The organism is Streptomyces hokutonensis (genome assembly GCF_042751305.1).
GTDB lineage: Bacteria > Actinomycetota > Actinomycetes > Streptomycetales > Streptomycetaceae > Streptomyces > Streptomyces hokutonensis_A.
The window spans coordinates 1170861-1195211 of sequence record NZ_JBHYWD010000001.1; the positions used below are offsets into that span (position 1 = coordinate 1170861).

At 69.6% G+C, this 24351-nt stretch carries 27 protein-coding genes; 17 read left to right on the top strand and 10 right to left on the bottom strand.

Features of this window, described 5'->3' with window-relative positions:
* Positions 1-114 precede the first annotated feature (114 nt).
* Positions 115-627 (top strand): P-loop nucleotide/nucleoside kinase family protein, encoded by a 513-nt coding sequence (locus ACFXC1_RS05450; protein ID WP_381239472.1) that lies wholly within the window; start codon positions 115-117, stop codon positions 625-627.
* Between the two features lie 10 nt (positions 628-637).
* Here the strand turns inward: ACFXC1_RS05450 and ACFXC1_RS05455 are convergent, their stop codons facing one another.
* Complete coding sequence (locus tag ACFXC1_RS05455) at positions 638-1603, bottom strand: helix-turn-helix transcriptional regulator (RefSeq protein WP_381239039.1); 966 nt, start codon at positions 1601-1603, stop codon at positions 638-640.
* Positions 1604-1696: 93 nt separating this feature from the next.
* Between ACFXC1_RS05455 and ACFXC1_RS05460 the strand changes: the two genes are divergently transcribed.
* A complete protein-coding gene (locus tag ACFXC1_RS05460; protein WP_381239042.1) occupies positions 1697-2062 on the top strand; it encodes a VOC family protein in 366 nt (121 codons plus the stop codon).
* Here the strand turns inward: ACFXC1_RS05460 and ACFXC1_RS05465 are convergent.
* A complete protein-coding gene (locus ACFXC1_RS05465) occupies positions 1965-2558 on the bottom strand; it encodes a phosphotransferase family protein (protein WP_381239043.1) in 594 nt (197 codons plus the stop codon). The genes ACFXC1_RS05460 and ACFXC1_RS05465 overlap by 98 nt on opposite strands.
* A gap of 355 nt (positions 2559-2913) precedes the next feature.
* Here ACFXC1_RS05465 and ACFXC1_RS05470 point away from each other — a divergent pair, with 355 nt between their 5' ends.
* The 3 genes from ACFXC1_RS05470 to ACFXC1_RS05480 are packed head-to-tail and all read left to right on the top strand — an operon-like array spanning position 2914 to position 5764.
* Positions 2914-3975 (top strand): FecCD family ABC transporter permease, encoded by a 1062-nt coding sequence (locus tag ACFXC1_RS05470; RefSeq protein WP_463293265.1) that lies wholly within the window; start codon positions 2914-2916, stop codon positions 3973-3975.
* Positions 3975-4742, top strand: a complete 768-nt coding sequence (locus ACFXC1_RS05475) for an ABC transporter ATP-binding protein (protein WP_381239046.1) — start codon at positions 3975-3977, stop codon at positions 4740-4742. The genes ACFXC1_RS05470 and ACFXC1_RS05475 overlap by 1 nt, the downstream gene beginning before the upstream one ends.
* Before the next feature lie 14 nt (positions 4743-4756).
* The gene (locus tag ACFXC1_RS05480; protein ID WP_381239048.1) at positions 4757-5764 is read left to right on the top strand and encodes an ABC transporter substrate-binding protein; all 1008 of its coding nucleotides are present in this window, start codon (positions 4757-4759) and stop codon (positions 5762-5764) included.
* Between the two features lie 25 nt (positions 5765-5789).
* Here the strand turns inward: ACFXC1_RS05480 and ACFXC1_RS05485 are convergent, their stop codons facing one another.
* The 3 genes from ACFXC1_RS05485 to ACFXC1_RS05495 all read right to left on the bottom strand — a co-directional run bounded on the left by ACFXC1_RS05485 (position 5790) and on the right by ACFXC1_RS05495 (position 7752).
* Positions 5790-6347: a carboxymuconolactone decarboxylase family protein gene (locus ACFXC1_RS05485; RefSeq protein ID WP_381239050.1), complete on the bottom strand. Its 558-nt coding sequence runs from the start codon at positions 6345-6347 to the stop codon at positions 5790-5792.
* A 365-nt stretch (positions 6348-6712) separates the two neighbouring features.
* Positions 6713-7006 carry a hypothetical protein gene (locus ACFXC1_RS05490; RefSeq protein ID WP_381239052.1) on the bottom strand — a complete coding sequence of 98 codons (294 nt, stop codon included), beginning with the start codon at positions 7004-7006 and terminating at the stop codon, positions 6713-6715.
* Positions 6958-7752, bottom strand: a complete 795-nt coding sequence (locus tag ACFXC1_RS05495; RefSeq protein WP_381239478.1) for an HdeD family acid-resistance protein — start codon at positions 7750-7752, stop codon at positions 6958-6960. The genes ACFXC1_RS05490 and ACFXC1_RS05495 overlap by 49 nt, the downstream gene beginning before the upstream one ends.
* Positions 7753-8083: 331 nt before the next feature.
* On the opposite strand from ACFXC1_RS05495, the gene ACFXC1_RS05500 reads away from it, so the two are divergent.
* Genes ACFXC1_RS05500 through ACFXC1_RS05535 form a run of 8 tightly spaced genes read left to right on the top strand, consistent with a single transcriptional unit; the run spans position 8084 to position 16303 of the window.
* Entirely contained in the window at positions 8084-9385 is a 1302-nt protein-coding gene (locus ACFXC1_RS05500; RefSeq protein WP_381239054.1) for an extracellular solute-binding protein, read from the top strand.
* Positions 9386-9392: 7 nt separating this feature from the next.
* Positions 9393-10346 carry a carbohydrate ABC transporter permease gene (locus tag ACFXC1_RS05505; RefSeq protein ID WP_381239056.1) on the top strand — a complete coding sequence of 318 codons (954 nt, stop codon included), beginning with the start codon at positions 9393-9395 and terminating at the stop codon, positions 10344-10346.
* Positions 10343-11239, top strand: a complete 897-nt coding sequence (locus ACFXC1_RS05510) for a carbohydrate ABC transporter permease (RefSeq protein ID WP_381239059.1) — start codon at positions 10343-10345, stop codon at positions 11237-11239. The genes ACFXC1_RS05505 and ACFXC1_RS05510 overlap by 4 nt, the downstream gene beginning before the upstream one ends.
* Positions 11240-11265: 26 nt before the next feature.
* A complete protein-coding gene (locus tag ACFXC1_RS05515; protein WP_381239480.1) occupies positions 11266-12396 on the top strand; it encodes an ROK family transcriptional regulator in 1131 nt (376 codons plus the stop codon).
* A 34-nt stretch (positions 12397-12430) separates the two neighbouring features.
* Positions 12431-13972, top strand: coding sequence for a GMC oxidoreductase (locus ACFXC1_RS05520; protein WP_381239061.1), 1542 nt, complete (start codon positions 12431-12433; stop codon positions 13970-13972).
* A gap of 14 nt (positions 13973-13986) precedes the next feature.
* Positions 13987-14598, top strand: a complete 612-nt coding sequence (locus ACFXC1_RS05525) for a nucleoside deaminase (protein ID WP_381239063.1) — start codon at positions 13987-13989, stop codon at positions 14596-14598.
* Positions 14595-15533 carry a sugar phosphate isomerase/epimerase family protein gene (locus ACFXC1_RS05530; RefSeq protein ID WP_381239065.1) on the top strand — a complete coding sequence of 313 codons (939 nt, stop codon included), beginning with the start codon at positions 14595-14597 and terminating at the stop codon, positions 15531-15533. The genes ACFXC1_RS05525 and ACFXC1_RS05530 overlap by 4 nt, the downstream gene beginning before the upstream one ends.
* Entirely contained in the window at positions 15530-16303 is a 774-nt protein-coding gene (locus tag ACFXC1_RS05535; RefSeq protein ID WP_381239068.1) for a TIM barrel protein, read from the top strand. Before ACFXC1_RS05530 ends, ACFXC1_RS05535 begins: the two co-directional genes overlap by 4 nt.
* Positions 16304-16320: 17 nt before the next feature.
* On the opposite strand, the gene ACFXC1_RS05540 is transcribed toward ACFXC1_RS05535, so the two are convergent.
* Complete coding sequence (locus tag ACFXC1_RS05540) at positions 16321-17391, bottom strand: LacI family DNA-binding transcriptional regulator (protein WP_381239071.1); 1071 nt, start codon at positions 17389-17391, stop codon at positions 16321-16323.
* A 148-nt stretch (positions 17392-17539) separates the two neighbouring features.
* Here ACFXC1_RS05540 and ACFXC1_RS05545 point away from each other — a divergent pair, with 148 nt between their 5' ends.
* The 4 genes from ACFXC1_RS05545 (at position 17540) to ACFXC1_RS05560 (ending at position 21715) form a co-directional block, all read left to right on the top strand.
* Entirely contained in the window at positions 17540-18658 is a 1119-nt protein-coding gene (locus tag ACFXC1_RS05545) for a substrate-binding domain-containing protein (RefSeq protein ID WP_381239074.1), read from the top strand.
* A gap of 140 nt (positions 18659-18798) precedes the next feature.
* The gene (locus ACFXC1_RS05550; RefSeq protein WP_381239077.1) at positions 18799-19833 is read left to right on the top strand and encodes an ABC transporter permease; all 1035 of its coding nucleotides are present in this window, start codon (positions 18799-18801) and stop codon (positions 19831-19833) included.
* A complete protein-coding gene (locus ACFXC1_RS05555) occupies positions 19830-20612 on the top strand; it encodes an ATP-binding cassette domain-containing protein (protein WP_381239080.1) in 783 nt (260 codons plus the stop codon). Before ACFXC1_RS05550 ends, ACFXC1_RS05555 begins: the two co-directional genes overlap by 4 nt.
* Positions 20609-21715 (top strand): aldose 1-epimerase, encoded by a 1107-nt coding sequence (locus tag ACFXC1_RS05560; RefSeq protein WP_381239083.1) that lies wholly within the window; start codon positions 20609-20611, stop codon positions 21713-21715. The genes ACFXC1_RS05555 and ACFXC1_RS05560 overlap by 4 nt, the downstream gene beginning before the upstream one ends.
* On the opposite strand, the gene ACFXC1_RS05565 is transcribed toward ACFXC1_RS05560, so the two are convergent.
* The 4 genes from ACFXC1_RS05565 to ACFXC1_RS05580 are packed head-to-tail and all read right to left on the bottom strand — an operon-like array spanning position 21660 to position 24350.
* Positions 21660-22142 carry a nitrilase-related carbon-nitrogen hydrolase gene (locus ACFXC1_RS05565; RefSeq protein WP_381239086.1) on the bottom strand — a complete coding sequence of 161 codons (483 nt, stop codon included), beginning with the start codon at positions 22140-22142 and terminating at the stop codon, positions 21660-21662. The genes ACFXC1_RS05560 and ACFXC1_RS05565 overlap by 56 nt on opposite strands.
* A gap of 20 nt (positions 22143-22162) precedes the next feature.
* Positions 22163-22438, bottom strand: a complete 276-nt coding sequence (locus ACFXC1_RS05570; protein WP_381239088.1) for a nitrilase-related carbon-nitrogen hydrolase — start codon at positions 22436-22438, stop codon at positions 22163-22165.
* A 44-nt stretch (positions 22439-22482) separates the two neighbouring features.
* Positions 22483-23490: a VOC family protein gene (locus ACFXC1_RS05575; protein WP_381239091.1), complete on the bottom strand. Its 1008-nt coding sequence runs from the start codon at positions 23488-23490 to the stop codon at positions 22483-22485.
* Entirely contained in the window at positions 23487-24350 is an 864-nt protein-coding gene (locus ACFXC1_RS05580; RefSeq protein WP_381239093.1) for an alpha/beta fold hydrolase, read from the bottom strand. The genes ACFXC1_RS05575 and ACFXC1_RS05580 overlap by 4 nt, the downstream gene beginning before the upstream one ends.
* Between the last annotated feature and the right edge of the window lies 1 nt (position 24351).

The window sequence follows — 24351 nt, forward strand, 5'->3', positions numbered from 1 at the left end:
ACCTCCGTCACGCGGCAGAATCACGGTAGGACGTCAGTCCATCAGCGGAGCAAGCCGGGCACCAATGGTTTTCGCAAGGATGGCTCTGACGGTGTTTGTGGGTTGCTGTTCCTGATGGTCGGGCTCCCGGGAGCCGGGAAATCCACCTGGGCCAAAGAGCTCGCCGTAACGCACCGGGCCCTGAGGCTGACCCCAGATCACTGGGTGATCCCGCTGTTTGGCGATTCGATGACCGACGGCAAGCGTTGGGTGCTCGAAGGCCGGCTCATCTCGGTCGCTCTGCAGGCGCTGCGGCTGGGGACCAGCGTCGTGCTCGACTATGGGCTGTGGGGCCGCGATGAACGGTCGGAACTGCGCTGGCTGGCGCGGTCGGCCGGTGCAGCATGCCAGGTGGTCTACGTGCCCGTGGACAAGGACGCCCAGCTCGCCCGCATCGCGCATCGTCAGGCGACGACACCGCATCAGACGTTTCCGATGAGCGAGGCCGACGTAGACCAATGGCGGGAGCAGTTCCAGGTGCCTGACGCCGCTGAACTCGATGGCGGCGAGATTCCCAGCCCGCCGACGGGCTGGTCGGGCTGGTCGGAGTGGGCGGTAGACCACTGGCCCTCGTGCACCGACAGCTAGGTGTTGCGGGTCAGGACGTTGGTGACGGCGCGTAGTGGTGGGCAAGACCGATGGCGAGGTCGCGGAGGTGAGCCCTGGCTTCGGTGGGGCCGTGCACGGTGATGGCGCTCCCGAACGGGAGGAGTGCTCGCACGTCCTCCAGATGCAGGAGGCGGATCGTCACCTTGTGGCCGGTGGCGGATTCCTCCTGGTCGTCCCTGACGAGTCGTAGGCCGAAGATCCGTTGCGCTCGCTCGATCTGGGTCCGGTCGATGGTGGCGCTGACCTCTATCGCGTGGTGGTGTTCCCACTGATCGATGAGCGCGGCAGCGACGGTGGCCAGGGTCTGGCTCTCGCGGATCCGTCGTGGCTGGTCGACCTCCTTCCACGTCCTGATCCGTTCGAGTCGGTACATCCGTGGCTCTCGGGCACGGTCGGCGACGAGGTACCAGATGCCGGCCTTGGCGAACAGCCCGTAGGGATCGACGACCAGGTCGCGTGGGCCCGGTTCGCGTGTGCTGTCGTACTCGATCCTTAGTCGGCGGCCTCGCCGCACCGCGCCGATCAGCGAAGCCGGAGTCGTGCCGGAGACTCCTGTCTGATGCCAGGGCCGGCTGTCCACGTGCACGACGTCGGTGAGCGGCAGGAGTTCATGGGCGCGACGCGGCTGTGCGGCGGCGATCTTGGAGAGCGCGCGCCGGCTTTCGGCCGATGCGTCGAGCTCCGCACGTTGCTTCTCGTCCAGCCCGGTGAGCGACAGATGGTCCCGCTCGTCCGGTGTGAGTCGCGTGAGGTCGGGTCCGGACCCGGGCAGCATGGTCACGCCTCCGAGGCGGCCCCGGTGTGCGGTCACCGGCAGACCGGCGTCGCGGAGCCAGTTCAGGTCCCGGGTGATGGTGCGAAGGGATACCCCGAGCGCTGAGGCGAGCTCCTGTGTGGTCACGGCATCCCGCGATTCGAGGAGCAGCATCAGGGCGAAGAAGCGGTCCGGGGTCACCCACCCATTTTCTCAGCGAATTGCGACACGATGCGGCGCATATCCCGGTCAGGGTGGTGGATGCGTGCCCACCACCTGCGAGAAGGACCAACCATGACCACATCCGTCGTGTCCATCGTCTACGTGAACGACGCTCCCGCCGCGGCTCGTTTCTACGGCGACGTCCTCGGCATGAGCCCCTCGTTCGAGACTCCGGGCTACATCACCTTCGACCTCGGGCCGGGCGCTGACCTCGGTCTGTGGTCCGGCCAGTTCGAGGATCTGTCACCGGACGTCCCGCGCACCGGTGAGGTGTGCCTGGCCACCGACGCCGGACCCGGCGAAGTCAACGCGATCTTTGAGCAGTGGAAGTCCAAGGGAGTCACGATCCTGCGCGAGCCTCATGATGCGGGGTTCGGGCTGACCTTCCTCGCAGCCGATCCTGACGGGAACCGTATCCGCGTCGCACCGCGGGGCTGAAAGGCGGCAATGCGGCAGGCGCGCACGATAGATGTCGCGCCTGCCGCCCTCTGAGACACAGAACACTCGGACACACTTTCCGCTTGCATAACGCGTAGCCGACGTCTTCGAGGGGATCGCCGGGCGCGGCGGTGTCGAAGTCGATGAAGGCGTACGGCAGACCGTCGCGGAACACGGCGTTGTTCGGGCCGGGGTCGTGGTGGCAGACGACGGGGCACGCCCCGGCGAGCACGCAGCCACGGGTCGCGTCGTGCAGGGACCGGAGCAGCGCACCGGCCGCCGCGACCTGCGCGTCGGTCCAGCGCCGGAACCTGGCGGGCACCTCGCCGGGCAGATAGCTGAACGTGTCGCGTCCGGCAGCGTCGAGGCCGAGATGACGTGGGGCACCGGCGTAACCGCGCCGTTCGAGATGGCCGAGCAGCCGCGCCACGAAGAGCGACGCCTGAGTGACCGGTCGGCGCACCGTGTCCCCGACCCGCACAACGCCGGGAGTCACGCGCCCGCCGCGCAGCGGTACTTCGCCGTGCTGTCCCCGCGTCTACGGCCGCTCCGCTCTGCGCGTCGAAGGCGAGGCCTGGCTTCGGGCTCGGGCGCCTCCGACCTGGTCGTCCCCGTTTGTTAGGCTCCCCAAGCCTCCCGCGGGGGAAGTCCGGTGAGAATCCGGCGCTGACCCGCAACGGTATGCGTGGCGACTCCAGGTCGTCCGCGTGAGCCCGATCGCCCGTGGGTGGTGCGACCCGTTGACTGCTCGCCGTGGACTGCGAGAGGGGATCCGAGCGGCCGGCACGGTCGTACGGGCTGTCTCCTCGAACGAGGCTCACCAGGCGGCCCCAGGTGAAGGACCGCCGATCGTGCGCCGACCTCCGAGCTCCGGCTCGGCCCGAACACCCCAGTCGCTGTTGATACTTGGGCTGCTGCTCCTGCTCTGCGTCTCCCTGGTGTGCGGTGTCGCACTGGGGGCGGCCGGCATCGGACCGGCGGACGTGTTCCGCTTCCTGTGGGCCGGAGCCAGCGGCGGGACCGTGCACGCCGACGACGCCGCCGACTACACCATCGTCTGGGAGATCCGGCTGCCGAGGGTCGTTCTCGCGGCCGTCGTCGGGGCCGGGCTCTCGGCCGTCGGTGTGGCCGTCCAGGCCATGGTCCGCAACGCGCTCGCCGATCCGTTCGTCCTGGGCATCTCCTCCGGCGCGGCGGTCGGCGCCAACGCGGTCATGCTGCTGGGCGCGTTCGCCGGCCTCGGCGTCTGGGCGCTGTCCGCGTCCGCGTTCGTCTCGGCGCTCGCGGCCATGGTCCTCGTGTACGCCGTGGCCCGCTCGCCGCACGGCCTCACCCCGCTGCGGCTGGTCCTCACCGGGACCGCGCTGGCCTACGGCTTCGAAGCCGTCACCACCGTGATGGTGTTCGGCGCGGCCCGCGGCGAGGCGGCCCGCTCGGCGATGATGTGGCTGCTGGGGAGCCTGGGCGGCGCGACCTGGGCACAGGTCCCGCTGGCCGCCGTCACCGTGGCGGCCGGCTGGGCGTGGCTGCGGTGGCGGGCGGAGTCGCTCAACGCGCTCGCGATGGGGGACGAGACCTCCGCCGCGCTCGGCGTCCAACCGGCCCGACTGCGCCGGGAGTTGTTCCTCGTCACCGCGGCCGTGACCGGAACGGTGGTGGCGGTCAGCGGTGCCATCGGCTTCGTCGGGCTCATGGTTCCGCACCTCGTACGGATGCTCGTCGGCGCCGACCACCGCAGGGTCCTCGCGGTCGCACCCCTGGCCGGCGCGGTGCTGCTGGTGTGGGCCGACGTGCTCTCCCGGCTGCTGCTGGCGCCAGCCGAACTGCCGGTCGGCGTCATCACCGCCGTCGTGGGAGTGCCCGCCTTCCTGCTGCTGATGCGGCGCGGCGGCCATGCGTTCGGGGGGCGTTGATGCGCCTCGACATCGAGGGACTGTCGGTCGACGCGGGCGCGGTGCGGCTGGTCGACGACATCCGGCTCACCGTGGAATCCGGGGCCTTCGTCGGGCTCGTCGGCCCCAACGGCAGTGGAAAATCAACCCTGTTGAGGTGCGTGTACCGGGCGCTGCGGCCGGCCGGCGGCACGGTCCGGCTCGACGGGGACGACGTACACGCCATGGAACCACGCGCCGCCGCCCGGGTGTTGGCCGCGCTGCCGCAGGAGTCGTCGGCCGAGTTCGACTTCACCGTCACCGAAGTGGTCGCCATGGGGCGGCTGCCGCACCGGGACCGGACCGCCGCGTCGGACCGGGAGATCTGCGCCGAGGCCATGGAACGCACCGGCGTCTCCCACCTCGCCGACCGCGGGTTCCTCGCCCTGTCCGGCGGCGAGAGACAGCGCGTCCTGATCGCCCGCGCACTCGCCCAGCGCCCACGCGTCCTCGTCCTCGACGAACCCACCAACCACCTCGACATAGCCCACCAGTTGGACGTCCTGTCCCTGGTCCGCCGCAGCGGCCCGACCGTGCTCGCGGCCCTGCACGACCTCAACCTCGCCGCCGCACACTGCGACCTGCTGTACGTGATCGCGGACGGCCGGATCGTCGCGTCCGGTCCGCCGCGCGACGTACTCCAACCCGCGCTGCTCGCCGAGGTGTTCGGTGTCCGAGCGCACCCGGTCCGACACCCGGAGACCGGCGCACTCCAGCTTCTGTTCGACCTGCTCCCTCCCACTACCTGAGGACAACACGCCCCATGCGCAAGCTGCTTGCCGCCGCCCTCTGCCTCGCCGCGACCGCCACCGGCTGCGGTGCGAGCGTCGAGTCGACCGAGGACACTCGCTCCACCCAGGCGGTCACCCTCACCAACTGCGGTCAGAAAGTGACGTACAAGGCCGTCCCGAAGCGAGTTGTCACCAACGACGTCGGCATCACCGAGCTGATGTTCGCCCTTGGACTGGAGAACCGGATGGCCGGGTTCGCCATGCCCGACGACAAGGGCGATCTCACCGACGTGCCCTGGAAGGACGGCTACCACAAGGTCAAGTGGCTCTCCAAGGACCAACTCACCAAGGAGAACGTCCTCGACGCCCGCGCCGACCTCGTCTTCGCCGGCTGGAACTACGGCTTCCGCGACGACAGCGGCTTCACCCCCGACGCCCTCAAGAAGCTCGGCATCCCCTCGTACGTCCTCACCGAGTCCTGCCGCAACGGCCGCACCGACACCTCACGCGGCATCATGCCGCCCCTCGACGCCCTCTACACCGACCTCACCAACCTCGGAAAACTCTTCGGCGTCGAGAAGCGCGCGACCACCCTGATCGCCGACTTCAAGAAGCAAATAGCCACCGTCCACGGCAAGGCCCCCACCAAGAGCCCCACGGTCTTCCTCTACGACAGCGGTCAGGACGCCCCGTTCACCTCGGGCCGCTACGCCGCCCCCGACCAGATCATCAGCGAGGCCGGCGGGGTCAACCTCATGCACGACGTCAACGACTCCTGGACCACGGTCGGTTGGGAAACCGTAGTGCGGCGCGACCCGGACGTCATCGTGATCTGCGACTACGGCGACGTGAGCGCGGAACAGAAGAAGAAGTTCCTCCTCTCCTACGCCCCACTCCGCAACGTCTCCGCAGTCAAGCACCGCCGTATCTTCGTCCTCGACTACGCCGACCTCGTCGAAAGCCCCCGCAACCCGTCAGCCATCGCCCGCCTCGGCGCGTATCTCCGTACGGTGGCTGCGGGGGAGGAGGCCGCGCGGTGAGAAGTCCCGGTAGGACCGACACCGGTCAACGGGTAGGGAAGGCGGCCAGCGGGATCTCGCAGGCGTCGGAGTAGCCCTGCGAGGTGATGCCGTGGGCGGTGTTGCACCGGGCGGCCATGTTGGCGAAGCCGATGAACACGGTGAGTTCGACCAGCGCGGCGGGGCCGAGCCGCTCCAGCAGGCGCTGCGACAACTCGTCCGTGACGGTGGACGGCGTGGTCGTCATGGCCTCCGCGTACTCCAGCACGTCCCGCTCCAACGGCGAGAACACGTCCGCCTGCCGCCAGCGCGTCACCTGGCTCGCCTTCGTCAGGTCCAGGTTCTGGTTCAGGGCGAAGAAGTAGTTGACGTCGAGACACCAACCGCACCCGACCTGCGCCGCCACGGCCATGTGCGCGAACGTCTTCAAACTCGCGTCCACCGCGCCCCACGTGCTCACCTTCGCAGTGAACTCCTGGTTGGCCGCGGCCAGTTCGGGGTGGTTCCACAGCACCTCGACAGGCTCGGGCACGGCCCCGAGCTGCTTCATCATGCCCTCTCGAAGCTCGACGGGAGGCTCGGCCTTCGGAACGCGAATCGTCATGGTGTCCTCCTGGTATCTGCGCCTGTTTGGCGGTTCGGCATGAAGACACCGGCGGCCTCACGGATGTGACATCGGGACGATGCGGCGTGGAGACCTACAACGCTCCTCGTTCCTTCGCCCGGACCATGAAGGCACGGATCAGGCGCTCACCGACCCGTTCACGGCGGTAGACGGGCCGCACATACGGCAGCGCCTTTCCCGCCCTCACTCACGCGGAACGGGACCGGTACTTCCCGCAGTGTAAGTACCGCTCGCCCTGCTGAGGCAGGGGTGCCCAGGCCGCGACGTGACAGAGGGCACGGCGTGTCACGTCGCGGGCGCTGGATCAGGTCGGCTCGGCATTCGTGGTGATGCCGAGCCGGGTGTCACCCGGTGGTTCCCGGGTGGGAGGCGGCGAGGTCGTCGGCGTCGGCGCGGGCGAGCACGGCGTCCGCGACGGCGTATTCGGCCTGGTCCAGTACGTAGAGGACCAGGGCTATCGCGTCGGCGGGATCCTGCTCGGCGTCGTCGGCGCGGCGTTCGGCCTTCTTGAGGTCGCGTTCGGCCTTGTGCTCGGCGACCGCCGCGCGACGGTCGGCGAAGTGCTTCTCCACCGAGTCGTGCACATCGCTCAGCCGGCCCTCCGCCCGGGCCTTGGCACCGTCGGCCTTGGTTCCCACGGCATCCAGGGATGCCTTGAGGTTGGTCTTCGTGGTCTCCAGCCGCGCGCGGTTCTTCGCGCCGGCCGCCGCGGCGGTGTCCTCGACCTTCTTCGTCCGGTCCGCCAACCTGCTGAGCTGCTCCGAGAGCTATTCCATGGTGATCCCTGTCTCGTGAGGTTGGTTCGCCGGGTGTCGGATGTCGCGCGGCGCAGGTGCGTCGGCGTCGTGCCGGCCGCTACGCCGCTCTGTGGCGCGTGGAGTGAGAGGACGATGCCCGAGGTCCCGTACATCAGGCTGAACAGGCCGAACACGGTCGCCAGCGAGACCGCGCCCACGTCCGGCCGCACGAACAGCGCGAAAGCCAGCGCGACGGACACCAGCCCGGTGAGCATGAACATCGCGCGTTCCCCGGCGGACTCGCCTTCCTGAGAGGCCATGCCGATCTCGACAGCGCCGGTGACCAGTGCCCACGCGGCGACCCAGAGGGTGAGTGCGAGTGCTGTGATGCCCGGCCAGAGAATCGCGGCGGCTCCGCCCACAGCGGACAGCAGGGCCGGCAGCAGCCAGCCGAAGAGCGGCCCCGCCCGGTTGCCGCTGAACGCGCGGACGGCGTCGTTCGCCGCGGCGTAGAAGGCGTAGAAGGCGTAGAAGGCGAACAGGTAGACGAACGCACCCACGGTTTTGCCGGGCCACACCAGCGAAACCACTCCGAACCCGACCGCGAGAACGCCGCGCCACAACAGTGCGTTGGGTGAGCCGAGCATGGTGATCACCTCCCCTCTCGACCGGCCTCTTTCCCGGCTCCGAGGCCAGGGCGCGGCAGTCCGTGGCCCATCCGTCATCTGACTGCACTGCTGCAGCAATCGGGGTGCGTAGGTACGGGCGGCGCGGGCCGAGATCGGCGGTGCCCGATTTCGCTACAAGTTCCGAAATTATTCGTGACGGGTCCGGCACGCCGCCGAAATAGCTACTTCTTAGCGTTACCGCCATCGCATAGGCGTCATCGCACCCATTGGGTCTCTCAAGCCGCAAGAGGTGCTTTCTCACGAAAAAACATCACTGCCCTCAGTGGTGTCATGAGACAGGAGCCACCGAGTGTCCAACCCCTCCCGCCGCGGCGTCCTCAGACTGACCGCCGGCACAGCTCTCCTCGGCACCCTCGCCCTGACCGGCTGCGGGCGTGGTGACGAGACCACCGCCGCGAAGACCGCCGCCAAGCCGGTCGGCACCGCTCCGGCGACCGGCACCGTCAACGTCTGGGCCGCCCAGGGCGACGCCGACGTGCTCGACAAGGTGATCAAGCCGTTCAAGGCGGCGAACCCGGACGTCACCGTGAAGTTCACGCTGATACCGAACTCCGATTACTACACCAAGCTCCAGGCGGCGATCGCGGCGGGCAAGGGCCCGGACGTGGCCCAGTTCTTCCCCGAGTCGCAGGCGCAGTTCCTCGACCCGTCGATCCTGCGGCCCGTGCCGGACGGACTCGTCGACTCCGGCAGCTTCTTCAAGAGCCTGTGGGACGCCGGTGTGGCCAAGGGCGTCGCCTACACGGTGCCCTGGTACGCGTACACGTACACCCTCGTCTACCGCGCCGACCTCGCGAAGAAGGCGGGCGTCACGGCACCCACCACATGGGACGAGATGGTGCCGTTCTTCAAGGCGCTGCAGGGCGCCGGAGCCGTGCACGGGCTCGGGGCCGACAACGGCTGGGACGTCTTCAACGGCCAGGACGCCGCGATGTACGCCTGGCAGGCCGGCGGCACCCTTCTCTCCGCCGACGGCAAGTGGACGCTCGACACACCGGCGATGGTCGACGCGATCAAGTACAACGCGTCGTTCTTCACCTCGGGCGTCGCCGACACCGCCACCCCCACCTTCCTCGACTCCCAGCCGTACTTCGTCTCCGGCAAGACCGCCTGCATGATCACCGGTCCCTGGGTCGTCGGCCAGCTCGACACCGCCGCGAAGAAGACCGGCTGGACGGCGTCCCACGTCGCCACCGCGCCACTGCCGGCCGGCGCTGCCGGCAGCGCCTCCTTCTCCGGCGGGGGCAGCTGGGGCGTGCTCGCCACCGGCGGCAACACGGACGCGTCGTGGAAGTTCATCCGCTACGTCTCGGAGCCGAGCACCCAGGTCGCGCAGTTCAAGGCGTACAGCTCGTTGCCGGCGGTCGTGTCGGCCTGGGACGACCCGGCCATCAAGGGGCAGCCGCTTCTCGCCGCTTTCTTCACGCAGCTGAAGCAGACACGGGCGTTCCCGCAGGTGAGCACCTGGCAGCAGGTCGCGGCCCGGCTGGGCAAGGAGATGGAGGCCGTGGCCAAGGGCAAGGAGTCCGCGGCGAAGGCCGCCGCGAACATCCAGGCGTACGCCGAGAGCGTCGGCACGAGCACGAAGTGAGCCGTCGATGACCATCACCCTCACCTCACGAGCGCCGCGCACACAACCAGGCAGCCGACCGGTCGCGAACCCCGCACGCGCTCGCACCCGGAGCCTGCGGCGAACGGCTGTCGCCTGGCTGTTCCTCGCCCCGTTCATCGTCGTGTTCCTGCTCTACACGGCGATCCCGACCGTGGCCGCGCTCGGCTTCAGCCTCACCGACCTGCACGGCGCGGATCTGCGGCACCCCTTCGCGGTCAACTTCACCGGGCTGGAGAACTACCTCCGGCTGTTCCAGGACCAGACCTTCCTGCAGGACATCCTGAACACCGTCGTCTTCGTGGCCGTCGGCGTACCGCTCACCATGGGCGTCGGATTCGCGCTGGCCCTCGCGCTGAACTCCGGGATCCAGCGACTGCGCGGCCTCTTCCGCACCGTGTTCTTCGCACCGGTCGTCACCAACGTCGTCGCGGCCGCCCTGATCTGGCAGTACGCCTTCAATCCGAGCGGCACCGTCAACAAGGTCCTCGGCGCGGTCGGTTTCGCCGGACCGAACTGGCTGGACGACCAGCACCTCGCCATGCCCGTGGTCATCCTGCTCGGCGTCTGGCGCAACTTCGGCACCGCGATGGTCCTCTTCCTCGCCGGACTCCAGTCGATCCCGCAGGACGTCTACGAGGCCGCCGCGCTCGACGGGGCGGGAAAATGGCGGCAGTTGAGGCATATCACCGTCCCCCTGCTGCTGCCCACCACCCTCATGGTGTCGGTGCTGCTCACCGTCTTCTACCTCCAGGTCTTCGACGAGCCCTACCTGCTCACCAACGGCGGTCCACTCGGCTCCACCGAGTCCGTGGCGCTGTACACCTACCACCAGTTCGGGGTCGGCGAGTTCGGGGTGTCCTCGGCCGCCTCCTTCGTGACCCTGGTGCTCGTGGCCCTGGTGAGCATCGTCCAGTTCCGATTGCTGAGGCCCCGCGCATGACCGCCGTCACCGCGTCGGAGAACACCGACATGACCGCACTCACCACCGCCACCGCCCGAAGTGCCGTACGGACGCGGCCCGTTGCCCAACCCCTGCTCTACGGCACACTCGTCCTGTGCGCGCTGCTCACCCTGCTCCCGTTCCTCTGGGGGATCAGCGGCTCGCTGCGCAGTCTCGACGAGATCCGCTCGGACCCCGGTTCGTTGTTCCCCCACCACGTCACTCTCGACAACTTCAGCCGGCTGTTCAGGACCCAGGGCTTCGGCCGGTTCATGGTCAACAGCATCGTCGTCGCGGCCATGGTGGTGGCCGGCAACATCGTGGCGGCGTCGGCCGCCGGCTACGCGCTCGCGAAACTCGAATTCGCGGGCAGGCGGCTCGCGTTCGGCGCGGTCATGGCCTCGATGATGGTGCCGTTCACGGCGGTGTTCGTCCCCCAGTTCGTGCTCACCGTGGACATGGGCCTGGCCGACACCCTCGCCGGTATCGCGCTGCCCAGCCTGGCGATGCCGATGTCGGTGTTCATCATGCGGCAGTACGCGTCGTCGATCCCCGACGAGTTGCTGGAGGCGGCCCGTATCGACGGCGCCGGTGAGTTCAGGATCTTCTTCCGGATCTTCCTCCCGCTGGCCGGCCCGGCGGTCGCGACGATCACGATCATGTCGTTCCTCAACTCGTGGAACTTCTTCATCTGGCCGCTCATCGTCGCCCAGAGCACCTCCAGCTACACCCTGCCAGTGGGCCTCGCGGCAACCAGTCAGGCGGCCGCGCACGTCACCGACTACGGCCTGATGCTGGCCGGTGCCGTCGTCGTCATGCTGCCGGTGCTCGTACTCTTCCTGTTCCTGCAGCGGTACTTCGTGCAGGGCATCGCCGGAACGGGAATGAGGTGAGCCGGCTGAAGTCCACGGCCAACGGGATGAACCAGAGCGCCGTCCGCCGCGTCAACACGTCAGTCATTCTGCGCACGTTGGCGGTGTCGGCCGGTCCGATGACCCTGACCGAACTCGCCGAACAGGCCGGACTCTCCCGCCGTACCAACGAGTTGATCCTGGACTCGCTCATCGATGCGGGCTGGGTGACCGAGCTCGACCGAGTGCCGACCAGCGGCTGCGCCGGCCGCCCCGCCCGCCGGTATCAACTGCGCGCGGAACACGCCCTGTTGGCGGCCGTACGCATCAGCACCCTGGACGTGTCCGCGGTGGTGGCCGACGTCCGCGGCCGTATCCTCGGCCGGGCGCAGCGCCCACTGCGCGCCTACCAGAACCCGCAGGCCACGCTCGACGACGCGGCGGCCCTCGTGCGGGAGGCACTCGACGACGCGGGCGGCTCGCCGGACCGGCTGCGCGCCGGTGCGGTCGCGGCCGGTGGCGCCATCGACGACGAGGGCGTCGTACGACGCCTGGTGCACACCACGCGCTGGGAGGGCGTGCGTCTGCCCGACGAACTCGGGCGGCGCGTCCGGATGCCCTGGTTCGCCGACAACGACTCCAACCTCGGTGCGCTGGCCGAGCGTTGGCGGGGTGTGGCCGACGACCACGACAACGTCGTCTGGGCGGTCCTCGGCAACCGGACCGGCCTCGGCATCCTCATCCGGGGCGCCGTGCACCGGGGCCTGGACGGGGCCGCCGGCGAGATCATCGAGGCGCACTCGATACCGGTCGGCTCGGTCGAGAACCGCCCGGTCGCCTGGCTCACCTCACCCGAACCGGACCGACGCCGGGTCGCACTGGCCCGGTTCGACGCGGCCCGCACGGGGGACAAGGAAGCGCTCACCGAGGTGGACGAGCTCGTCGAGAACATCACCTCGATCCTCACCACCCTGTCCTGGACGGTCGCGCCCTCGCTCATCGTGCTCGGCGGCGGCCTGGAGGACGCGGCCGACGTGCTGCTGCCCCGCGTCCGCGAGGCGATGCGCCTCGCCCGCACCCCCGCGATCGAACTGCGCGCCACCAGCCTGGGCCGCGACGCCGCACTGATCGGCGCCGTGAAGATGGCGCTCGACCGCATGGACACCGAGCTGTTCGGCCCGCTCGTCCCCGGCGCGTAACTCCCCCCACACGAAACGACTTTGGAGTTCCCCTGTGACCGACATCCCGCACACCGACGTCCTCATCGTGGGCAGCGGCATCATGGGATCCGTGGTGGCCCGACTGCTGCGGGACAACGATCCGGGGCTGGGCATCACGATGGTGGAGGGCGGCAGCGCGATCGGCGGGACGCCCGGGCTGCATCTGCACGACGTCGACGACCCGGTTCTCTGGGCGCGCTACAACGAACAGGTCGTCAGCGGTATCCAGGGCATGTACACCGGCGCCGAGGTGGTGCGCGAGGCAGCGGACAGCCTCACCGGCCTGACCCCCGGCATGTTCCACGCGCTGGCCTTCGGCGAGGACGCCGAGGCGATGCCCGCGACGGCACTCGCCTGGAACGCGGGCGGCATGGGCGTGCACTGGACCGCCGCGACCCCCTGGCCCGCCGGAGACGAGGTGTTCGACTTCGGCGACCCGGCCGGATGGGCGGCGGACCTGGACACCGCGCGCCGACTGCTCGCCGTCACACCTTCCCCCATCGGCCCGACCGAGGCCGGCCGCCTGGTCCTCGACGTCCTGCGAAGGCGCTACGACGCCACCGCGCCGGCCGACCGGCGCCCGCAGCCGATGCCCATGGCCGTCACGACGACGACAGCCGGCCCCATGCCGCGCACCGCGCCAGGGACGATCTTCCCGCCGGTCGCGTCCGGCGGAGACCCGGCTTTCACCCTGCTGACCGGCACACTCGCCACCCGCCTGCTCCTCTCGGACGGCCGGGCCACCGGCGCCCGACTGCGCCGCGTCGCCGACGGCACGGAGACCGAACTCCACGCGGACACCGTCATCGTGTGCGCCGACGCGCTGCGCACCCCGCAGCTGCTGTTCGCCTCGGGCATCCGCCCCGAAGCCCTGGGCCGCCACCTGAACGAGCACGCGTTCATCACCGCCCGGGTGCTGCTCGACCGGGACCGGTTCGGCATCGCCCTCGACGACCTGCCCCTCCCGCGCACCGGCGAGTTCAGCACGGACTCGCTCTGGCTGCCGCAGAACGGGACGGCCCAGCCCTTCCACGGACAGATCATGAACCGGACGTACGTCGACGACGACGGCCGCCCGCTCGCGCACGCCGTGGGCCTCACCTTGTACGCCCCTGTCGAGTCGCGCCCCGAGAACCGCCTCGTCTTCTCGGAGTCGGAGACCGACCTCGCCGGACTGCCGCGCATCCGCGTCCAGTTCGACTACTCCGACACCGACCGCGCGCTCATCGACCGGGCGTTGGCCGAAGTCCGGTCACTGGCCGAGGAGTTCGGTTCGTTCGACCCCGCGACCGAACTCGCACTGCTGCCGCCCGGCTCCTCCCTGCACCTGACCGGCACGGTCCGGGCGGGCACCGCCGACGACGGCACCACCGTCTGCGATCCGGAAGGCCGGGTATGGGGCTACGACAACCTGTACGTCGCCGGCAACGGCGTGATCCCCACGGCGATGGCCGCCAACGTCACCCTGACCGGCGCGGTGACCGCCGTACGGGCCGCCCGAGCCGTCGCCACCCGAGCTGTCACCACCCGCACCGCGCCGCTCGCCGCGCGCTGAAAGGAAGTTCGACCGTGATCAGCACAGTCAAGGAATACCGCGTTGCGCTGCCCGCCTGGATCGACGACGAGCTGGCCGACGTGCCCGCCGTGATCCCCGACCGCGCCGACCGGATGCGGCTCGTGCACCGCCTCGCCGACCGCAACTGGCGGGAGGGCAACGGCGGTCCGTTCGCGGCCCTCGTCGCCGAACGCGACACCGGCCGGATCGTGTCGGTGGGCGTGAACGTCGTCCTCACCTCTGGCGTCTCCAGCGCCCACGCGGAGGTTGTCGCGCTTGGCCTCGCCCAAACGGCCACCGGTAGCTGGGACTTGGGGGCCGAGGGACTGACCGCCCACGAACTCGTCGTCAACTGGCGCCCCTGCGTTCAGTGTTACGGCGCCACGATGTGGTCCGGGGTGCGCGGTCTCGTGGTCGCGGGGGAGGGGCCCGAACTGGAGGAGATCACCACGTTCGACGAGGGCCCCCTCGGCGCGGACTGGGCCGAGCAGTTCGAGACGCGCGGCATCGAGGTCGTAGGAGACGTGCTCCGGGACGAGGCGCTTGCCGTGTTCCGCAACTACCGCAAGGCGGTCGACGAGGCCGACGGGATCGTCGTCTACAACGCCCGCGGAGGCACCGCATGACCGCCACGGCACCGCGTTTCGCCACCGACGTGATCACCTTCTACCACCCGGACTTCTGGAACCTCCCCTCCGCCGACGCCGTACGGGACTGGGCCCTGGCCCACCCCGAGCGCTTCTGGGCACGGGTCATGGACGCGCTGGTCGAGGCCGGTGTCACGGGCGTCGAGCTGAGCTTCGCGCCGGGCGACATCGGCTCGGCCCTGCGGGCCTTCGGCAGCGCACCCGCCTTCCGCCGCGAACTGGCGGCCCGCGGCCTGTCCGTCGTCAGCGCGTTCATCGCCGACAGCGACGCCCCCGGCTGGCGGCACGGCGGCAACCTCCCCGCGATCGTCGCCGACGCCGAACGCCGCGCGGCCTTCCTCGCCGAGGTCGGGGCAGACCTCCTGGTCGCCGGTCTGCCCATGCGCACGACATTCGGTACGCGACCGCCCTTCTTCGTCGATGCCGCGTACATGACGCGCATGGCCGACATCGCGCACGCGGTCGGAGAGGCCGTCTCGCATCTCGGCGTGCGACTCGCCTTCCACACGGAGTCCAACAGCACCCTCTGGTACGAGCGGGACATCGATCTGTTCATGGCCCTGACCGACCCGCGCTACGTCTGGCTCTGCCCCGACTCCTGCCACATCGCCCTCGGTGGCGGCGACCCGGTGGCGGTGGCCCGCCGCCACACCCCGCGCATCGCCCTCGCCCACTGGAAGGACGCGGTCAAGCCCATCGACACCGAACTCACCATCGACGAAACGGTCTTCACCCAACAGCAGCCCTACATGGCCGAGTTGGGCACGGGCATCGTCGACTGGCAGGGCTGGGCCGACGCCATGTCCCGCACCCCGGGCGCCGACACGATACTCATCGAACTGGACGAGGCGGCCGACCCGGTCGCCGCCCTCAGATCAGGAACTGCCGTGGCGACAAAGGCAGTTCACCCGTGATCGACTTCTCCGCCTGCATCGAGCTGATGTTCCTCGAAGGCGAGCGGACCCTGGACGACCGAGTACGCGCCGCGTCCGACTCCGGATTCCGCGCGGTGGAAATCTGGGAGTGGTGGAACAAGGACCTGCCCCGCCTCGCCCACGCACTGAACTCAACCGACACTCGCCTGATCACCCTGTGCGTCGAGTCGTGGCGGGACAAGTGCGACCTGGGCGACCCGTCGTCGCACGACGAGTTCCTCACGCGCCTACGGGCAGCCGCCGACGCGGCGCGACAACTGAACACGCCGGGGCTCGTGGTACTCGCCGGGGAGGTCGTCCCAGGAATCGAGCCCACCGCACAGCTCCGCAGCGCGGCCGAGGTGCTCGCAAGAGCGGGAGAGGAAACCAGCGGGCACGGCCTCGAACTGCTCGTGGAGGTCGTCAACCGCGCATACGAGGGCCCCAACGCCTTGATCTCCGACTCACGGTCGGCTCTGTCCCTCCTGCGCGCGATCAACCTCCCGAACGTCCGCTTCCTGTACGACCGTTACCACGCCGTCCTCAACGGCGAGCCCCTCGGAGCCGAGCTCCAGGACGCGATGCCACTGGTCGCTCACGTCCAGGCAGCCGACATCCCGGGCCGCCACGAATTCGGCACCGGGACCATCGACTGGGCCACGGAACTCGCCTGGCTCCAGAAGGCCGGATACGACGGCTACGTCGGCATCGAAGCGACGCCACTCGGCGACAGCAGCAAGGTCTACGCCGCTGCGCGTGGCCTCCTTTGACGGCCGGAGCCACCGGATCAGGGCACGCTCGACATACGACTCGGGCCGCCGGCTGCAATCTCGCCGGACCCCCGCTCGATCAGCCGCGTCGGAATTGTGATGGCCCGGGTGGGTGACCGGTCGCCGTCCAGTCTGCGGAAGAGCATCTCGGCGGCTGTGCGGCCCAACTGCTCGACGTCCTGGGCGATGACGGAGATGCCCGGGCTGAGGATGTCGGCCAGGGGGAAGTCGTCGAAGCCCACGTGGGCGACGGTGTCCTGCAGACCGAGTGCGCGCAGGGCCCGCACGGCTCCTATGGTGACGAAGTTCTGGCTGGTGAACAGCGCGGTGGGCGGGTTCGGCAGGGCCAGGAGCCGCCGGGTCGCGGCGATCGCGGATTCCTCGCTGGCCCCGGTGTGCCGGACGATCTCGTCGTCGTACTCGATGTGCCCGACCTCCAGGGCGTGCCGGTAGCCGTCGAAACGCTGGGCGGCGGTGGAGATGGTCGCGCGGTCGCCGAGGTAGGCGATGCGGCGGTGGCCGGACTTCAGCAGGTGGTTGACGGCGGTGAGGGCGCCCTGCCGGTTGTCGGAGACGACGGTGTCCGCGTCGAGCAGGCTCGGCTCGCGGTCGACGAAGACCATGCACGTGCCCGAGCGCTGCTCGCTGATCAGATAGCTGTGGTCGCGGCCGGCCGGCACGATCACCAGGCCGTCGACCCGCCGGTCGATGAGAGCGCGGGCCAACTCCCGTTCCCGGGCCGGGTCCTCGTCGAGGCTTCCGACCAGCACGAGCACTCCGCGCTCCCGCGCCACGTTCTCGACGGTGCGGCTCAGGGCCGCCGAGAAGGGGTTCGCCGCGTCCTCGACGAGCATCCCGATCGTGGCCGTGCGGCCGTCCCCGCGGCGCAGGCTGCTGGCGGTCAGGTTGGGCCGGTAGCCCAGTTTGTCGGCCGCCTCGCGCACCCGGGCGGCGATCGCCGGATCGACGGTGGGCACCTCGTTGACCACGCGGGAGACCGTCTTGATGGCGACGCCTGCCAGTGCCGCCACCTCGCGCATCGTGGGGCGGCTGCGGGGGGACTGCGACGGCGGCTCGCCCTGAGTCATCGTTGTCTCCAACCGGTTACGCGTTACCGACTTGTTGCCGACGCATGTTTACCAGTGTCTTGACGCGCTCGTCCATACGGGCCCACTATCCCGTCGAGTCAACGTTGTCTCAGCGTCGACCAAGGGACGGCTCGAAAGGGATCACGTCATGAACCTCTCCTCCAGCCAGGCAACGGGCCTCCGCAGTCGGCGCACCCGGGCGGCGGCCATCGGCGTCACCGTCTGCCTCGGCGCCACCCTCGCCGCCTGCGGCTCCTCCGACTCGGGCTCCTCTCCGTCCGGCAGCGGGAAGGTGGGTGTCTCGCTGATCCTGAAGACGCTGAGCAACCCGTACTTCGTGAGCATGGAGAAGGACGCCAAGACGCAGGCCGCCAAGGACAAGGTGAGCCTCACCGTGGCGGCGGGCACGTCGGACGGCGACACCCAGACCCAGATCACCGCCATCGACAACGCCGTCTCGCGCGGCGACAAGGGCATCCTGATCACCACCAACGGCGACGCCGTGAACACCGCGCTCAAGCGCGCCAAGCAGGCCGGCCTCTTCGTGATCGCCCTGGACACCGCCCCGAACCCGGCGAACGTCGCAGACATCACCTACGCCACCGACAACGAGCAGGCGGGCAAGCTCGACGGCCAGTACGCGGCGGCCGCCCTGGACGGCAAGCCGGCCGTCATCGCCATGCTCGACCTCTTCAACAACCAGGTCGTCTCGGTCGACATCGACCGCGACCACGGCTTCCTCGAGGGCATGGGCATCGACCCGGGCAGCAAGACCGAGAACGGCAAGGAGGCCAAGACCGGCAAGTACACCGGCGGCAAGGGCGGCACGTACACGGTCGCCTGCCACCAGCCCACCCAGGGCGCCATCGACGGCGGACGCACCGCGATGGAGAACTGCCTGTCGGCCAACCCGAACATCAACGTGGTCTACGCGATCAACGAGCCGGCGGGCGAGGGCGCGTACAACGCGCTGAAGGCGGCCAACAAGGAGAAGAGCGTCGCGATCTACGCCATCGACGGCAGCTGCTCGGGCCTGAAGAACGTCACCAGCGGCGAGTTCGCCGCCGACGCCGTGCAGTACCCCGGCAAGATGGCGGCCCTCGGCGTCAGCTCCATCGCGAAACTGGCCCGCGGCGGCAGCAAGCCCAGCGTCACCAACGGCAAGTCGTTCTACGACACCGGCACCGCGCTGGTCGCCGCCAAGGCCATCGGCGGTCTGACGGTCCAGTCCCCGACGCAGGCCGCCTCCGCCTGCTGGGGCAGCTGACCCGGCCGGCCGGGTGGGCCGCCGGCAGCCGTCAGAGCACCGGCGGCCCACCCGCACCACACGAGCCCGTACGTCATGAGCCCGTACCTCATGAGCTCCTTCGAAGGCCCGCACGAGGGACAGAACCGGAAGGACCCCCTGTGACCACCCACGTGGACAGTGAAGCGACACCGGCGCCGGCGGAGGACTTCCTCAACCGGCCCGCCACGCCGGCCCAGCGCATCCAGGCGGTGCTGCACCGTCAGCCGGCACTCAGCCCGGCGATCGTCCTGGTGCTCGCCGCCATCGTGTTCTCCCTCATCAACGACCGCTTCTACGCGTTGCAGAACCTGTCGCTCGTCGCCCAACAGGTGGCCGTCATCGGCTCGTTGGCCGTCGGCCAGACCGTCATCATCCTCACGGCCGGCATCGACCTGTCCATCGGCGCCGTCATGGTGCTGGCCTCGCTGCTGATGTCGAAGCTCGTCGCGGACAACCACGTGCCGGGTGTCCTGGCCCTGCTCGCGGGAGCGGCCGTGGCCATCGCCGCGCAGGCCGTCAACGGGCTGCTGGTGACCAGGATCAAGCTGCCACCGTTCATCGTCACGCTCGGCACCCTCAGCATCTTCACCGCGATCACGCTCATCTACGCCAAGGGCCAGACCGTCTCGCTGGACCCGGGCAACATCCTCATGTGGAGCGCGGACACGGTCTCCATCGGGCAACTGAACCTGACCACCGGCGTCCTGCTCATGATCGCCCTGTACGCGGTGGTCGGCTACGCACTGCGCTACACCGCCTGGGGCCGCCACCTGTACGCCGTGGGTGACGACATCGAGGCAGCCCGCCTCGCCGGCATCTCCGTCAACCGGGTGCTGCTGAGCGCCTACCTGGTAGGTGGTTTCGCCATCGCCGTGGGCGCCTGGATCCTGGTCGGCCGGGTCGGCGGCGGCGACCCGAACAGCGGTCTCAACGCCAACCTGCAGTCCATCACGGCCGTCGTCATCGGCGGCACCAGTCTGTTCGGCGGACGCGGTGTGGTGCTCGGCTCGCTGATCGGCGCGCTCATCGTCCAGGTCTTCGTCAACGGTCTGGCACTGGCCGGGATCGACCCCAACTACCAAGTCCTGACAGTCGGCGTGCTGGTGATCGCGGCTGTCTCCGTCGACCAGTGGATCCGGAGTGTGAAGTCGTGACGACCCCCACCACCCCCGTTCTCGAAGCCAAGGGCCTGGTCAAGGTCTTCGGCCGGGTCGTCGGCCTGAACGACGTCGACCTCACCCTCTACCCCGGCGAGGTCCTCGCCGTCATCGGCGACAACGGCGCAGGCAAGTCCACCCTGATCAAGTGCCTCTCCGGAGCGCTCGTCCCCGACCAGGGCAGCATCCTGGTCGACGGCACCGAGGTGAACTTCAAACGCCCGCAGGACGCCCGCGAGGCCGGCATCGAGACGGTCTACCAGACCCTCGCCGTGGCCCCGGCGCTGGACATCGCCAGCAACCTGTTCCTCGCCCGCGAGATCCGTCGCAAGGGTGTACTCGGCTCGGTGTTCCGCATGCTCGACACCGGCGAGATGAAGCGCCAGGCGGCCGACCACATCAAGCGGCTGGGCATCAGCACCCTGCAGAACATCAACCAGGCCGTGGAGACGCTCTCCGGCGGCCAGCGCCAGTCGGTGGCCGTCGCCCGCGCGGGCGCCTTCGGCGGCCGGGTCGTCATCCTCGACGAACCCACCGCCGCGCTGGGCGTCCGCGAGACCGGCCAGGTCCTCAAGCTCGTCCGCGACCTGCGCGACCAAGGTCTCGGCATCATCCTGATCAGCCACAACATGCCCAACGTCTTCGACGTCGCCGACCGCATCCACATCCAGCGCCTCGGCGGCTGCGCCGGGGTCATCACCCCGCAGTCGCACTCCATGGAGGACGCGGTGGCCATCATGACGGGCGCGAAGAAGCTCGTACCGGAAGCCGGGTGACAGGCGGGGGCGGGGCGCGGGGCGCCACGGCCGACACGTTCCGGATCGCCGAGGGCCGCCTCGGCGACGAACCCACCGTGACGGTCTCCGCGCCGGACGGTGCCGTGCGTGTCGTCCTCGCCCTGCGCGGGGCGACGCTGCTGAGCTGGCGGGTCGCAAGCGGGACGGCCGGGCAGCTCACGGAACTGACGGACGGCTACCGCGACGAGGCGGAACTGCTCTCGCAGGACGGCGTACGGGCGGGCCTGCTCGCCCCGTTCCCCAACCGTGTCGCCGACGGCCGCTACCACCACGGCGGCCGCGACCACGACCTGCTGCCCGGCCGCGTCGGCGACCGCACGGTCTACCACGGCTTCGCACGCGAAGCACCGTTCCGGCTCGTCGCGGCCACCATGACGCCCGACTCGGCACGGCTCCTGATGCGCAGCACGACCATCCGACCGGGCCGGTACCCCGGCTACCCGTTCGCGCTCGACCTGGACGTGGAGTACACAGTCGGCCGCCGTGACCTGGGCATCGAGATCACGGCGACGAACGTGGGGGAGACCACCGCCCCCTACGCGGCGGGCTGGCACCCGTACTTCACCCTCTCCAGCCCCATCGACGACCTGGTCCTGCAGATCCCCGCGCACACCCTGATCTGCACCGATGCCTCCCTCATTCCGCTAAGTGGAAAGGAGGCCTTTCTGTCCCTGGACCACCGCCCCGACATGGACTTCCGCACGCCGAAGGGGCTCGGCGACGCCGTCATCGACGCGTGCTTCGCGGACCTGGCCCCCGGACCCGGCGGCCGGTCCGAGACGGTACTGAGCGACCCCGGGACCGGAGCCGAACTACGGGTGTGGCAGGACGGCGGGTTCATGCACGTGTTCACCGGCGACACTCTGGCCCGGGACCGGCGTGGGTCCATCGCGCTGGAGCCCGTCGAGGTACCCACGGACGCCTTCAACCGCCCGGAACTCGCCGCCGCCTTGTCACTGGAGCCTGGTCGGCGGCGGGAGTTCCGTTTCGGGGTCAGGTACTTGCCCTCGACGCACTCAGCCGGCGTCAGCCGACCGCTGTCGCCTCCGGCTCTCGCGCCGGCTCCGACTCCGGCTCCGTGATGATCGCCTCGGCACCGGCGAAGTGCTCGGCCGACGGGCCGGTGTAGGCGGCGTACTCCACGGGGCGTCGCTCGGAGCGGTTGAGGAGGAGCCGGGTGACGTCGGGCCGGGCGTAGTGCCCGACCGGGTCGGCGGCGGCCTTGGCGAACGGGATCGCGGTCAGGTCGATGTCGGCGTACAGGATGCCCTCGGCGTCCTCGGGGAGCGGGTCGGCCAGTGGGCGGCCGTCGGGGCCGTAGATCCGGGCGAAGCCGCCGCCGCGCTGGAGCAGTTGCTGCTTGACGGGGTGTCGCAGAACAGGTCGATGGCCGGCCTCGCCGACCACGGCGCACGGGGCGAGGACGAGGACCTGGCCCTCGGCGGCGTAGATCTGGGAGGCCGCGGTGTTGACCTCCGGGCCGAGCGCGTAGGCCGCACCCTTGTACACGGAGAAGCTGGGCCAGGCTGCTACGTCGACCGTTCGTGCTGGCTGAACATGGCGTATTTGGTGAGTGGTCGGAGGTGTTCCCAGCAGCACAGGGCACCGACGCGGCCGAGTTCGGTGTCGTGGACCACCAGGTCGGAGCCGTCTCCCTCCCCGAACATGGTGCGTTCGACGTGGGTGGGCTTGAGCTTGCGGCGGGCGCCGACGAGTTTGCCGTCGGCGGAGATGACCGCCTGGCAGGCCCTGCGATGCGGACGAAGACCGGCATCTCCTGGCGCAGCGACTCCGAAGCCACGCACCACGAACCTCGCCGAGCCGTAGGCAATCTGCTCCGGCCCGGCGGTCAGTCGTCGGGGATACCTGCGCCGCTGAGGGCGGGGACGGTCTTCTCGGGGCGGGCCAGGGAGCGGGCGCCGCGCCGGAACTGGTCGAGCTTGTCGACGATCGTCTGGCCGACAGGGGTGTGGCCCCAGATGCTGATGCCCTGGTGGGTGCTGGGCTGCCACGTGGTCTCGTCGATGACGACGGGGTTCCAGCCGACCTCCCATTCGAAGCCCGAGGGGGTGCGGGCGTAGTAGGAGAGTTCCTTGTCGTTGGTGTGCCGGCCGACGGACAGGGCCATGTCGAAGCCGAGTTCGTGCACCCGCTGGTAGCTGCGGGCCACGTCGTCGAGGGTGGCGGCCTGGATGTTGAGGTGCTGGACGCGGGTGCGGACCGGGTCGATCGGCAGGCCGCGGACGGCGGCGACGGCGATGGAGTGGTGGCGTTCGTTGACCCGCAGGAAGCGGATCTTGAGTTTGACGCCGCTGATGGTCTCGTCGATGTAGTCGGTCAGCCGGGCGTCGAAGACGGTGTTGAAGTAGCCGCGGATCTGCGCCGGCTTGGTGGACGTGATCGCGATGTGGCCCATGCCGGAGTCGCCGGTGACGAACCCGGACGCGAGCATCCGCAGCGGCTCGGGCGTCAGGACGGGCGTGGTGTAGATCTCCTGGGTGATGCCCTTGGGGCCGGGGAAACGCAGGAGACGTTCGACGCCGCGCAACTCCGCCTCCTCCTCGGTGCCTTCGACGACGGGGACGCCATGGGCGCGTATACGGGCCTCGATCTGCTCGAAGGTCGTGTGGTCGTCGAGGTGCCAGCCGGTGGCGACGACGTCCTCGGCCGGTCCGCGCCGTAGCAGGAAACGGCATTCCTGGTCGTCGAGCCGGAACCGCATCAGGCCGGAGTCGAGGTCGTCACGGTGCATGCCGATGGCCTCGGTGCCGAAGCGGCGCCAGTCGGCGAAGCGGTTGGTCTCGATGACGACGTAGCCCAGGTGGACTGCGCCGAAGACCGAAGCCGCGGTGTTCATCGGCGGCCTGCCAGGAAGTCGGCGCACAGCCGGTTGAAAAGCTCGGCGCGTTCGAACTGGACCCAGTGCCCGGTGTTGGCGACCTCGTACAGATCGCAGTTGGGCATCCGCTCGGCCAGCATCCGGCCGCCGCTGGGTCGGTTCACCTTGTCGGCGGCGCCCCACAGCACCAGGGTCGGCACGGGCAGCCGGGCCAGACGCTTGTCGCGCGTGAAGTCCATCTTCCAGACGGCGCGCAGTGACGTCGGGCGCCTGAGCGGCGGAGCCGCAACGACCTCAGGTTCGATGCTGGCCGCATAGCGCGCGTCGATGACGCTGTCCGGCACGTCGGCGGCGTTGAAGACCAGGTAGGTGCGGATGAACTTCTCCAGCTTCAGCCGCGAAGGGCCGTCCCCGGAGTAGTAGTTGAGCAAGCTGTTGAGGCCCGGGGTGGGCAGGGCGCGGGTGGTGCCGATGCCACCGGGACCCATCAGGACCATGCGGTCGACGCGGTCGGGGGTGTCCAGGGCGAGTCGCAGGGCGCAGGCACCGCCGTAGGAGTTGCCGACCAAGTGCGCCTTGTCCAGGCCGAGTTGGTCGAGCAGGGCGCGGATCGCGTCGGCGAGGTACCCGAAGGGGTCGGCGCCGTCGACGCCCTTGGTGCTGCGGCCGTAGCCGGGCAGGTCGGGGACGATGACCTGGTACTCCTTGGCCAACTCGGCGATGTTGCGATGGTAGTTGGAGATTCCGGAGGCGCCGGGGCCGCCGCCGTGCAGCAGCAGTACGGGCGGGCCGTCTCCGGTCTCCGCGACGAAGATCTTCTTGCCGACGACATCGAGCAAGGACTCTCGCATCGACGGCAGTTCGGTGTGCGTGGTCATG